Here is a 12,546-nt window from a genome sequence, read left to right on the forward strand (position 1 = left end):
AGCCATGGCACGAAAACCTGAGTTTAAGGTCGTCAAAACACCTCGGGGCTGGAAGGTCGAAATCCCTGCTAGCCTTTCCCGCACCGGAGGGAGGGAACGAGTCTATTTCCCCAACCGCGAAGAGGCCCGAGATCATGCCTCCAAGCTCCGGAATGAGAAGGAAGCCAACGGGCGGAACGCCATCGCGATCAAGCCGTCGTTGGCAGAAGATGCCCTGAAGGCTGAGGCGCTGCTCAAACCATTCGACGCGACGCTGTTGGACGCAGTCCGCTACTTTGTCCATGCCAAAGAGGCTGAGGCCAAGAGTTCCGAAATTGAACAGGCGCTTAGCCAATTCAGCTTGGCGAAGGGAAATCGCAGCGATCGGCATGTCCGCGCCTATGATACCATGGATCGAGCTCTACGCGCCGATTTCACCGCTCGTAGTCTCGCCACCATCTCCGCCGAGGAGCTGTTAGCGCACGTCCAACGGCACACTGCCGGTCCCCACGCATTCAACCATCGCGCCCGCCTCATCAGCGCATTTTGGCGATGGTGTTCGCGGCCTCCACGAGGATGGTGCGAAGCCAAAACCATAGAAGTTTTGGAAAAGCTTGAAACCGCCCAATCCGAGATCGGAATTCTGACCGCAAGGCAGTGCATGGCTCTCCTGACTGCGGCAGAGCAATATTACCCGGACTGCGTGCCGGCATTCGCCATCAGCCTTTTCACGGGGATGAGAAAGGCCGAACTGGAGCGACTCGACGTCCCCGATATTACGGCCGACGGTATTACGGTCCCGGCATCATCATCGAAAACCGGTCGACGGAGATTCATTCAAATGCCAGCTCCTTTAGCAGCCTGGCTTGCAGAATACCCCATCGCAGAAACGACTCTGCCCGCCAATTGGTCGCGGAAAGAGCGAGCCGTGCGCCGTCTTGCTGGATGGCGAGTCTGGTGCGACCTTATTAAACCGCCAGAGGCCCCGGAAGAGCTTCCTGAATGGCCGGACAACGCGTTGCGTCACACGCACGCTTCGGTCATGGTGGCACTTGGTAAACCGCTTGATAACCTGACCTTCGAATTTGGGCACTCGGGAGGCGCTGCTGTATTGAAATCGCACTACGTCGGAGCAATGAGCAAAGCGGAGGCAGTCAAGATTTGGGCCATTGGTCCCATGGGCACAAAAATACCGACGATTCAAGAGTTGGCTTAGAAGCGGTCTCCAGCAGACGCATAACCGGCCATCCCCACGCAAGTGGGGCTCTCCGAACAGATGAAGCCTTGGAACAACGGCAACATCGCAGGCAAGGTGTCGCATTCCTTACCGAGTTCTGGCCGGGACAGCGCTCCGAGGCGGGCAAGGCGTTGGGGTGTTCGGACGATAGGGAAATTTGGCTCGTACCAAAGGCGTGATGAGATTGGGAACAGACCGGGAAGAGGGCGGATGAGAGCCAACGTAAGCCGGAAGCCGTTCCCAATAGGGTCACTGCCAGAGAGCGTTCATTTCCCAACAAGCCATTCCTGCTGCGGTTTCCAAATGGGTGGCACACGCCATGCCATTGGTTGGCGTGTGGGGTTCACTTGTTCACTTATTCATTTATTGGCTGCTACCATTTTCCTGCTTGAGATGTTTTTCACCCTCTTCGTATTGCATCACAAATGATGATCCATGGTCATTCATCCAAGTATCAATTTTCCCACAATAACTTGATCTACTTTCTATCACTTTTATAGAATCACTTATTTTTTGACGATCAGATACATGATCGATCAGCCATTTGGAAAAAATAGGGAGACCTTCGACCGCGGCACGAAATTCCTCCACTCTGGCAGCCCGCTCACTTATGTCATATCTTTTTGAAACCAATAAATCCCGCAAAAAACCATCCCTATAATCACTGAATTCATATTCAAAATCAGACAGCATTATAAGATTTATAAGCAATCTCTTATCCGACGACTCAAGATAATACCATTGATGCCGCAATTCCGCGGTATCCTTAAGCAGCCATAAATTAACTCCGTATCGCAAACCAGATTTATCCCCCTTTGACCTAAACGATATTTTGGCTGTCACCTTATGCGAATCTCTCTGCGGTTGGGATAATTGTTCCTTTGTGAGAAGGGGATCGTCGCTCGCATCGAGCTCTTTGCAGAGGATTTCGACTCTCTTCTGGCGATCTGTTAGCTTGTTTCCCGGACCTTCTTCCTTGTCCGCGTAGATCACAGCAGTCCCCAGCAGGCATAATAACGAAAATAAATATTTCATGGTTATAAATTTGGATTGAATATGTGGCCATTATTTGTCGTGTTGGGAGCCGGATTCAGAGGGCCTCCTGCGTCGCTTTGCTGCCAAGTACCTTCGGTTTTCCAAGAAGATTGACAGGAGTCATTCCCACCCTTTCCTGGAGCCGGGCAACTTTCCCCACCTACCGCTCCCACAACCTTACATTTAGTCACTTTGGCAAGACCCATTATGAAAGCGCTTGCCCCTGGAGAAGCGCATGCAAAAATGTCAATTTTGCAATCTTTGCAGAATTTCACTTTCCCATCGTTAATCAAATTACGAAGGTCCGATAAATCGCGAGCATCACTACTAACCGGAATACCATGTTTATTCGAAGGATTTTTGGGGTCCCTTATGTCTTTGTTCGTGTAAAATCCTCGAAAAACATCTGCACCACCGCCCCCTCCAAGCCCTGCACCATCATAACTACAATGTGAAGAATCCCTAAGTTTCTTTATGCAACATTCATGGGAAGATTTTTTAACCAGAAATTTCAAGAAATCGGCCCCTGAAACTCCGTTCCCCACATTTCCTGCTTTGTTGGTTGGTTCGGATGGATTACCGTTTTTAAATTCTGGATCACTATCATCTCCGCCAGCCGCTTGCCAAAACCACCTATTATCACCTGGATTATCATGATGAACGAAGGCGAAACCGTCATTCGTTGGCCAGTAAACGTTAATGGCATACCATCCCAAATAGTCATTGAAATTCAAAGACCTATTGTAAATATAACCGTATAGGTTAATGCCTCCACTTTCTCCAATCGGATCTCTCGAAATCCACCGGCCCAATTGCGTGTTGTAATAGCGATAGCCGTAATTGTAGAGCTGGCTCTCATCATCCTGGAATTCCGCGTGGAACAGGAAGTTCCATTCATAATCACTGCTTGCCCGGTCCTCGAAGGCCGGAGTCATGATGTCCCGCGTTCCGAACGCATTGTAGCGGTAGCGTTCCTGGACGACCGCTTCGTCGTCCACCACCTGCACGATCGCGACCGGATCGAGGTAATCCCGCAGGCACCAGAGGCTCTCATCGAGATCCCCTTCCACCGAGCGGAGTCGGCGGATCAAGGTCCACCGATCGAGCGGACTCCACGTGTATTGCATGGCCAGATCGCCTGCGTCCACCCGCTCTTCGAGCGTCCGCCACTGGTTGTTGAAGTAGTAGTGGTGATCTTCGCTGCCCGTTTGTTTGCGCACGCGGCGTGACAGGGCGTCATATTCGCAGAGATCGATTTCCAGTTCCTCATTCTGCACCATGCGCACCAGCCGGTTCCAGGCATCCCACGTGCAACCGTAGTCCACATCCCAATCGGAAGGCGATGGCAGCAAGGTCATGTTGCCGTTCGCATCGTACTCCGGATCGGACGGGCCGCCGCTGAACGAGGTGATCTGGTTGGCGGTGTTGTGGGTGCGGTCCTGATCGAGGGTAGGGTCCACCGTGGTCAGGTTCTTCCAATTCCCGGTCTGGTCGTATTCGAGATCCTGGGCTTGAAGGACGGTGGCCACGCCGGTGTAGGGCGGACCCGACGACGGGGTGAGGTCCCCCCGGTTGTAGGAGGTGACCTGCTGCAGGCCGTCGTACGTGTAATACGCGTCCTGGGTCGAAACCGTGGCATGGGCCTTCACGTCGCGCCGCCACTCTACACCTCTCCAATCGGTTTCGTCGATCTTGGCGGATGAGAAGAGATCGACACCGGAAAGGGCTTCCCTACGAGCCAATGAAGCCTTGGAACAGGGACGACATCGCAGGCAATGTGTCGCATCTCTTACCGAGTTCTGGCCGGGAGCCGCCGAGGCGTCATGAGCTCCCCGCGGTTGACCGGGACAGCGCTCCGAGGCGGGCTTGGCGTTGGGGTGTTCGGATGATAGGGAAACTTGGCTCGTACCCAAAGGCGTGATGAGATCGGGAACGGACCGGGAAGAGGGCTGACAAGAGCCAACGTAAGCCGGAAGCCGTTCCCAATAGGGTCACTGCCAGAGAGCGTTCATTTCCCAAGAAGCCATTTGTGCTTCGGTTTCCAAATGGGAGGCACGCGCCATGCCATTGGTTGGCGCATGGGGTTCACTCCAGTTGGCGCGGGGACACTTCTCCACGGAGTTGGAAGCAGGGAAAATGGTGCCTGCCTCAAACAATCCGATGATTATGTGCTCTTAGGGTGACGTTTCCACTTGTCCCCTGGTTCCCGCTTCCGGCATCTAGAATAGCGTGGATTGGAAGCCGAAATACGCGCAGGTGGTGGAAACCCTGCGGACGCTGGTCAGCTCCGGGGAATGGCAAGATGTGCTTCCCGGCTATCGCGTCCTGGAGGAGCGCCTGAAAGTCAGCAGACCCACCCTCGAAAAGGCCCTGGCCGAATTGACCGCGGAAGGCCTGCTCGCGGAACCGGAGCCAAGAAGAGGACGGCGGGTCCTCGTCGCACCATCTCCTGTCATCGCGAATGCCGACATCCGATCCCTTCTTATTCTCGGGCCGGCCTCCTATCATGAACTGGATTGGGAAACCCAATCCGAAGTCGAGATCCTCACAAGCAATGCGCGCGCGGAAGGCTGGCGAATCGCCTACGACCAATTCGCCTTCCTCCATTTCAGAAATCCAGGCAGCTACTTGGAACGGATCGTGAAGAACCACCGACCCGAGCGGGTGGTATTGTTGGAACCCACCCTTGCCGTAGCCAGGTGGTTCCAAAGCAACGGCATCCCGTTCTTCTGCAATGGTGGTGTGGTTGGGGAAATCGCCTCCGAGGTCGATGGTGCGGACACGCCGATCATCCAGATGGCGCAACTCGCCATCGCCCACCTCCATGAGCAAGGGCACCGGAGGATCCTGGCTCCGCTGTCACCGCGGTTCGAAAACATCCAAACTCATTTACTCGACGCAGCCCTTGGAGAAGGGAGCAAGGATCTCAACCTGCGGTTGATCGAACGCTTGCATCCGGTCTATCGAACCTTCGATCCGGGCGGATTGAATGCGCACTGGGACGATTGGATGCGTGCCACGGCACCCACCGCGGTGGTCGTGGAGGGCAGCCGTGAAATTACTCCAGCAAGCTTACCGCGCGGAGGATCACGGTTCCCTCATGACCACGCTGCGAGTGCTTCTCGCGTTGTGCGCGCGCCAACAGGGCGACGACGCTTACGCCAATTCCTTGGTGGCAACGGTTCGGGCAGACTTTCCCAACTACCTCACCGGATCCGCATCCCGTGAACGATTGTGGTACGATTGGGCGTTCATCAGAATCTTGCTTAAGGAAGCCGAGCAATAGAGCGAATTCGCTTTGTTTAAGGAACGCGGATTTTGACGGCATTTCAGTGAAGACGACACATTTCTCCCGACACGAACTGTCAGATTTCTTCCCTGCCGAGCTTAGTGATGGATCAACGCGGAACCGTCCTTCTGGAGCTTGGTTTCATATTCCACCCGCACGGTGGTGCGGCCCTTGCGACGGAACTCCCCGGAGTTGAAGATACCCATCACCTAAATGTCCCGCCGGGAATGGTGAGTTCCAAGCGGGACATTTTTCCACGGTCGCGCCAGCGACCCTCCCGGAATCGAGAGCGTATTGGGACTCCCCCCGGAACCCTCAGCCCCCAATTCAAGCCCAGAAAATCACAGCATCATTTCATTTCAAGGCACTTTGCATTTATCGACACCCAAACCTTTCACCGTGAATTCATTACCTCATGGAAAGAAGCCGAGCAGCGATAGCGCCCTGGCGCACGGCAACGTCCCTTAAAAAGCCTCGTAGGCGAACATGGACATACTTGCGTCGGTTTTCCATTCCACCGCGGCCCCACCGAGATAAAAAGAATGGCCACCCCGCCGGAGCTTCCTCCGGCGGGGTGGTAAGATTCCTTTGGGACGGGCGAATTTCGCCCGAGTTACGGCTGCTGCAGCACGTAGTCGATCAGCTGGAGCGTCGGCTTCGGTAACACCAGCACGTTGATCTCCTTGCACGTTGCCGAGGTCGAGCCGCGGCGTTCCTCTACGCCGAGCTTGGTGATGACCAGCGCCGTGCCGCCCTTCTGCGGTTTGGTTTCCTACTCCACCCGCGCGGTGGTGCTACATTATTTGGGTGGCTAATTCCCGAGCACGCCTTCGATCTTCAGCACCGGCGCGTAGTCGCTCAACGGCTTCTCGGGGAGCTTCAACTTCAGCCCCTCGGCATCCTGTGCCCACTCGACCTTGGCCTTCGAACCGAGCAGCGTGACCGCCGTGACCTTCTTCCCGGCGAGCGACTTCAGCACCACTTCCTTTTCGCCCGGCCAACCGAGTTCGATCGCATAGAGGACCTTGCCCTTGGCGGTGAAACGGAAGTCATCGGCGGTGAACGGCTTGCCCTTGCCCTCGTTGAAGCCCTGGGCGCTGATCGGCGCGCCATCGCTGGCGGGGCCCTCCCCGAAGGTCGTCCACGGGCGCGTGCCGAAGATCGCCTCTTTGTTCACGTCCATCCACGAGCCGATGTCCGCGAGCACCTTTTCCTCCTTCTCATCGATGGAGCCATCGCCGCGCACCGGCACGTTGAGCAGGAGGTTGCCATTCTTGCTGACGATGTCCGCGAGCATGTGGACCACGGTTTTCGCGCCCTTGTAGCCACCGCGGTTGTAGAGGCCGCGGTCGTAGTGCCAGCCACCAATACAGGTATCCGTCTGCCATGCCTGCGGCAGCGCGGTGCCGGGCACACCGCGTTCGATGTCCCAGACCAGGCATTTCTGCTGCTCGTCGCTGAGGATCTTCCCGAAGATCACGCCGCGCTGCTGGCCGTTGTGCCACTTCGAATTGCTGTTGTAGAAATGGGCGGCGATTTTCAGCCCGGCATCGCTGGCGGGCCACAGCGGCAGCGCGGTGTCATCGAAGTAAAGGAGGTCCGGCTTGTAGCGGTTGATGAGGTCGGCGGTGCGGTTGTAAAACTTGTCGCAATACGCTTGGTCCGGGAGGCTCGCGCCATTGCCCCAGTTCCACTGCGAGTGGATGCGGCCGTCGTTGTCACTGCCCTGGCTGAGGGCGTGGTTCTGGGCGTAGAGATCCTGCGGATCGAGCCCGTCCCACCACTGGCCCTTTCCATCGGCCTTCGTCAGCTTTCCATCGTAGGGCGTGCCGGCGAGTGGGCCGTTCTTGTCGGCGCGCTGGGCGACCTCATACCAAGTCCAAGCGTGGGCGGCATGAATGCTGACACCGAAGGGCAGCCCCTGGTCGTGCGCGGCCTTTGCCCACCCGCCGATGAGGTCCTTCCGCGGTCCGAGTTTCACCGAATTCCACGGCTGGTACTTGCTGTCCCAGTTGTCGAAGTTGTCGTGATGGTTCGCCATCGCGAAGAAGTACTGGGCGCCGGTCCGCTTGTAGAGGGCCACCAGGCGGGCCGGGTCCCACTTGTCCGCCTTCCACTCGCGGATTACGTCCTTGAAGCCGGACTTCGACGGCGGGCCGTAGTGCTCGAGGTGCGACTTGTACTGGCCACTGCCTTCCTGATACATGCCGCGCGCATACCAGTCCCCGGCCTCCGGCTGGCACTGCGCGCCCCAGTGGGCCCAGATACCGAACTTGGCGTCCCGGAACCAATCGGGCACCTGATATTGGGCGAGCGAACTCCAAGTGGCTTCGAATTTGCCTTTCGCCACGGGCTCGGACTTCGCGTCCACGATCACCGCGGGGGCGGCGGTGGTGGGGATACCATCGATGGCGAGGGACGGAGAAACGGACGCCAACAGGAGCAGGGCGGCACGAATTCCCCTCTCGAAGCGCCGGGGGAAAGGGTCCACCTGGCCGCTGCGCGTCCATCCCAAGCCTCTCTCAACAATATTCTCAATGACGATTTTTGCTTTCATTAGCCAGATCGAATACGGGTCTGTCATTCACCCCATGCTTTTAGAAGCAAAATATTATCGAACCTGTAAGCCAAAATCCGCCGACCCAATTTAGAAATCACTACCGATTCTTGCCCTCACCATCCTCCAAGAAGGTTTCTTCCCCCACCCAGCTACTTCGAAGCGCCTGCCAGTTCACTCAAGGCTCTTTCCCGCAACTGACCGGCGGGAAAGCTCTCCACCCAAGCAGCGGCCTCAATGGGATCGCTCAACCTCCATTGGTTCAAGACGGAGATTACAGCCTCGGTCTGCACAGGGCCGGGGGCCATATCCTCCGCCACCCAACAGGCAGCCGAGCGGGGATCGGACTTCGAAAGAACGAAGGCCACACGGGCCAACAGGCGATCATGCCATCCGCTTTCGGCCTGGTCCTTAACCCAATCGAATGCCGCGGCGGGCTCCCGATCCGCCCACAACACGGCGAGATTTTCCAACAATCCATCCCTCCCCTGATCCGATCCATGTTCGATCGCCAGTTCCAAAGCGCGCCGCGAATCCGAGACAGCCACTTCCATACAAATCAGCGCTCGGATCCGCGCCCGAACCGATTCGCCCAAGGTATCGGACCAAGCCAGGGCCTTCCCGGCATCCTTCCGCGCCCATGCCTGGCATAGCTCGCGGATGAACGCATCGCGGATCTCACCGGGTGGTAGTCCGAAAGCAATCTCCAGAGCGGCTTCCGGCTTCACCTCTGCTTCACTCTCCGCGAGGGCACGCAATCTGGTTTCCCGGCGAACAATGTCCTCATCGACGCAAATCTGGGCGAGCTCCTCTTGAGGATCGAACGCCGTTTTCGGCCGCTCGCGTTGCGTCCTAGTTGCGTTCTGCAAGCTCCGCGCGCTGCCGTGAGATTCATGCCGAAAAGCGAAATGAAGTCCGAACGCGGCCAACAAACTCAAGGTGAGCGGCCACGGACTTCCATAGCGATGAGACTTCATGGTTACGCTTTTTTTGGGATGGATCCCGATAGTTGGACGTAAATTCCTGCCACCCACTGGAACCGATTTCAGAGCTCAAAGGGAGACTAAAATCCGCTGTTCATGATTCGCCCCTCCGCCGTATGGCCATTGAATGAGGGAAACGCGCTCACCGTCGCGGCAGACTTTTCCCGTCCACCCATTTGCCTCTCACCAGTATCTCGCGGGTAAACTCCGGAATACCGAAGTCCCCATCGTGAATGAGGGAGATGAGAGCCAAGGTGGTGATCCGGCCGATCTCCTCGGGGTTCTGATCGATCCCGGAATCAATATCCATGTCGCGCACATTCGATGCAGCGACGCCTATATCCTCCGGAACCTGGCGTCCCGCCTTCCTCACCATATCGGGCACTGCCGAACTATCGGTGAAGATGGCGTCAGGCCTCGCGGTCTCCAGCCATTGCTCAAAAAGCCTCTGTTGATTCAGTTCCGGAACTCCCTTGGAAAAAAAGAAGGGAGGCACGCGGGCCTGAGAGGAAGGATCATGTTGAGACCAGAGAAATCCCGCTCCGAACATCCGCGCTTTGTCCCAATATCCAGCGAAGCCGATGCGGTTGTAGCCGCGCTCCTTCATCCGATCGAAGGCCAACATCGTATTGGTGGCTTGAGCGCTGGTGACATAGTGGAAAGGAGGAGATTCCTCGCGAAATCCACTACGCACGACCGAGAACTTGCTCCAGGAGATACCCTCCCACTTCACATCGGTCCCGCCGGGAGGCAATGGCGCTAGAGGTGGTTTCAAAAGTCTGAATCGGGGCTTGTACGGCCCGGCCTTGTGTCTATGAACAGAGAGCGTGCTCTACGAGTTCATGATCGATGGGGTGTGGGGACGCGTCTCTCCGCTTCTGCCAGACACCAACTCTTTCGGCCGCCCACGTTGCGCCGACCGCGATGTGCTCGAAGGAATCCTCTGGGTGCTCAAAACAGGTGCCCGTTGGCGAGATCTTCCCAAGCACCTGCCCAGTGCCTCCACCTGCTGGAGACGGCTCCGGGATTGGGAGGAGGACGGCGTGTGGGATGGACTCTGGAGAGCTTTCATCGCCCAACTCGATGCTCAGGATCTGCTCGATTGGGAGCAATGCTTCATGGACGGCAGTTTCGCTCCGGCCAAAAAAGGGGGCTCTGCGTCGGAAAAACCAAGAAGGGAAAGGGAACGAAGTGGATGGTGGTGGCGGACGGCCAGGGTCTTCCTCTGGGAAGCACCCTTGCCTCGGCATCGCCCGCAGAGGTGACCTTGGTGTTGCCAACATTGGCGGATTGCAAGGAGAAGACCGGTCGTTTTCCGAGGCGATTGATCGTTGATCGAGCCTATGATGCCGACCATCTCCGTCGCTTCATGCGCCACCTCGATGGAGAGTTGATCTGCCCGCACCGCCGCAACCGCAAGCGAGCCTCGATGCAGGATGGGAGGGCGTTGCGCCGTTATCGGCATCGATGGAAAATCGAACGGCTTTTTGCCTGGATAGGAAATTGGCGGCGACTGATCGTACGCCACGAACGGCGCATCGAGCTATATAGCGGATTCTTCAAGCTCGCCTGCATCATGATCCTCGTTAGACACTTTTGAAACCACCTCTAGAATGATCCCGCGAATGTTCCGAGCGACAAATATCCGCTCCAAGCTTTTGAGCGACTGCTTACCATTCACGGGGAATTCCTCCAGATGGTAGCCATACTTCTCCGCGGCCTTGGCTGCACCGAGCCAACAATCCTCGAAAGAACGTTGGGCATGCAGCGTTTTGGGGCTGGGATAGGCGTTGATGAAGGCAATCGCCGCTCGCACGGGATGAACGCGCGAGTTTTGCCGGTGGTGGGCCAAGGCGGCCGCCATGGCATTGGGGCGGTAGCCCAAACGCTCCGCTGCGGCGTGGATCTGTTCGCGGCGAGCTTTGGAGATGGATGAGTGGTTTCTCAATGCGAGCGACACCGCCGCCCGGGTGACTCCCACTTCCAGGGCAATGTCATTCATGGTGACCCTGCGAGTCGGCAAGGATGCATCGTCCGACTCTCGGGACGGGGGATGACCGTGTTTGCTCACCACGAATCGATATGGCACCAACTTTATCGCACAAGTAGAAATACGTCGAACGAACAAGAAGCCCTTGCCTCTTACGACCGCGCCTTTGACGGGAAACCTCGTTTCCGAACATCAAATATGGACCCGTGACGATCCATTGAGGAGCCGGGAAGCGACGCCGCCGTCGGTCTTCGCCGGCGGCCACGCCCCTCCCCCGTCAACTCCAAGGCAAAACAATCAGCGGCGGCGGCGCAGCCCCCCCAACAGTCCCAATCCAAGCAACGCCAGCGCGGATGGTTCCGGAACGGCCACTACTGAGCCCAGTTGATTCAACGTCGGAGTCGATCCGAAAGCATGGATGGAGCTCACTTCACCGGCGGTGAGAGTGCCACTGTACATCATGAACGAAGTGATGTTGACACCGGCCGCGTTGTCATTGAATGCGGGATTCTGGACACCGCCAATCGCGAAGCCGTTTGTGAGATCGTCCAAACCGCCGAAGAAAGGCACGCTGAAACTGTTTCCGACCTGGGTGCCATTCAAATAGGCTGTGAAAGTCGACGTCAGGCTCGAGTAGGTGATGACGTAGTCATAAAGCGTGCTGCCCGTTCCTCCAGTGCCGGCTGGGGGCGCGCCCGCGACGCCGAATTGGGTGTTGTTGCCCACAATCGGCCGGACGAACCGGGGATTGGTGTTGGAGTAGGCCGCGAAAAAACCCTGATCTCCGACCATGCTGCCATCCACTGTCGCAGAGCTGGTTCCGCCGAAGAGAGCGGTGTTTCCGGCGACTGTACCAGGAGTCGTATACCACATCTGGAGAGTGAAATCTCCAGTGAAGCCGATAAGGGTTGTGCTGGCCATGGTCACACCAGTGGAAGCCCCAAGGCTTCCAGCCGTAATCGCCAGCCCCGAGCTGGTCAACGTGGTTCCGGTCGCTTTGACCGTGGCGCTCGAACCCGTGTTGCCGACGGCGGCGACAGTGTTTCCAGCCGTCACCGTGCCGTAACTGGTGAAGTTGAAGTAGTTCTCCAAGGTGGTCACGGCATGAGCCGAGGCGCTCAGCGCCATGGCGGCGAAAAGCACGCGGGCAGCAGGGCTGACGGGTGGTGAGATAAATTTCATGGTTATTGCAAATAGAGGCGCTCGTGATCCGCGGAATCTTCAGTTCGTCCTCTGCGTGGTCTTCACCTCGCAGTCGGCTCGAAAGGAAATCCGCATCCGGATGTCGCGGCGAAAAGGCCGCCGCTCAACCATCTTGTAACTTGCGCGATTAAGCTCCCTGTCCGCCAACCTCGGCCGAGGGAATGAGGCGTCAGCGAACACCTGTGCTCCTGCGAACATCCATCCACTGCCTGTTACCCGCCGCTGGAGAATGCGCCAAATGGATTCCCGCCCCGAGTACATGCTTTCCTCGAT

The 12,546-nt window shown here is 57.1% G+C and carries 10 protein-coding genes; 3 read left to right on the forward strand and 7 right to left on the reverse strand.

Annotated elements, in window-relative coordinates; all coding sequences use genetic code 11:
- Positions 1-4: 4 nt before the first annotated feature.
- A complete protein-coding gene (locus tag llg_RS21255; protein WP_338287064.1) occupies positions 5-1,195 on the forward strand; it encodes a tyrosine-type recombinase/integrase in 1,191 nt (396 codons plus the stop codon).
- 384 nt (positions 1,196-1,579) lie between these two features.
- Here the strand turns inward: llg_RS21255 and llg_RS21260 are convergent, their stop codons facing one another.
- Both llg_RS21260 and llg_RS21265 read right to left on the reverse strand, forming a co-directional pair.
- Complete coding sequence (locus llg_RS21260; protein ID WP_338287065.1) at positions 1,580-2,251, reverse strand: hypothetical protein; 672 nt, start codon at positions 2,249-2,251, stop codon at positions 1,580-1,582.
- Positions 2,252-2,253: 2 nt separating this feature from the next.
- Positions 2,254-3,993 (reverse strand): RHS repeat-associated core domain-containing protein, encoded by a 1,740-nt coding sequence (locus llg_RS21265; RefSeq protein WP_338287066.1) that lies wholly within the window; start codon positions 3,991-3,993, stop codon positions 2,254-2,256.
- A gap of 487 nt (positions 3,994-4,480) precedes the next feature.
- Between llg_RS21265 and llg_RS21270 the strand changes: the two genes are divergently transcribed.
- Positions 4,481-5,479: a GntR family transcriptional regulator gene (locus tag llg_RS21270; protein WP_338287067.1), complete on the forward strand. Its 999-nt coding sequence runs from the start codon at positions 4,481-4,483 to the stop codon at positions 5,477-5,479.
- Positions 5,480-6,351: 872 nt separating this feature from the next.
- Here llg_RS21270 and llg_RS21275 read toward each other — a convergent pair.
- The 3 genes from llg_RS21275 to llg_RS21285 form a co-directional block, all read right to left on the reverse strand.
- Positions 6,352-7,917: an alpha-L-fucosidase gene (locus tag llg_RS21275; protein WP_345789208.1), complete on the reverse strand. Its 1,566-nt coding sequence runs from the start codon at positions 7,915-7,917 to the stop codon at positions 6,352-6,354.
- A gap of 332 nt (positions 7,918-8,249) precedes the next feature.
- A complete protein-coding gene (locus llg_RS21280) occupies positions 8,250-9,074 on the reverse strand; it encodes a hypothetical protein (protein WP_338287069.1) in 825 nt (274 codons plus the stop codon).
- A gap of 148 nt (positions 9,075-9,222) precedes the next feature.
- Positions 9,223-9,855, reverse strand: coding sequence for a substrate-binding domain-containing protein (locus llg_RS21285; protein ID WP_338287070.1), 633 nt, complete (start codon positions 9,853-9,855; stop codon positions 9,223-9,225).
- Positions 9,856-10,191: 336 nt separating this feature from the next.
- Between llg_RS21285 and llg_RS21290 the strand changes: the two genes are divergently transcribed.
- Positions 10,192-10,680 carry an IS5 family transposase gene (locus tag llg_RS21290; RefSeq protein WP_338286048.1) on the forward strand — a complete coding sequence of 163 codons (489 nt, stop codon included), beginning with the start codon at positions 10,192-10,194 and terminating at the stop codon, positions 10,678-10,680.
- Here the strand turns inward: llg_RS21290 and llg_RS21295 are convergent.
- On the reverse strand, positions 10,624-11,082 hold the full coding sequence (locus llg_RS21295) for a LacI family DNA-binding transcriptional regulator (protein WP_338287071.1): 459 nt from the start codon (positions 11,080-11,082) through the stop codon (positions 10,624-10,626). The two genes, llg_RS21290 and llg_RS21295, sit on opposite strands and share 57 nt — an antisense overlap.
- 285 nt (positions 11,083-11,367) lie before the next feature.
- Entirely contained in the window at positions 11,368-12,252 is an 885-nt protein-coding gene (locus tag llg_RS21300) for a PEP-CTERM sorting domain-containing protein (protein WP_338287073.1), read from the reverse strand.
- Positions 12,253-12,546: the final 294 nt, after the last annotated feature.

Origin of the sequence: Luteolibacter sp. LG18, from assembly GCF_036322585.1 — a bacterium.
Taxonomy (GTDB): domain Bacteria; phylum Verrucomicrobiota; class Verrucomicrobiia; order Verrucomicrobiales; family Akkermansiaceae; genus Luteolibacter.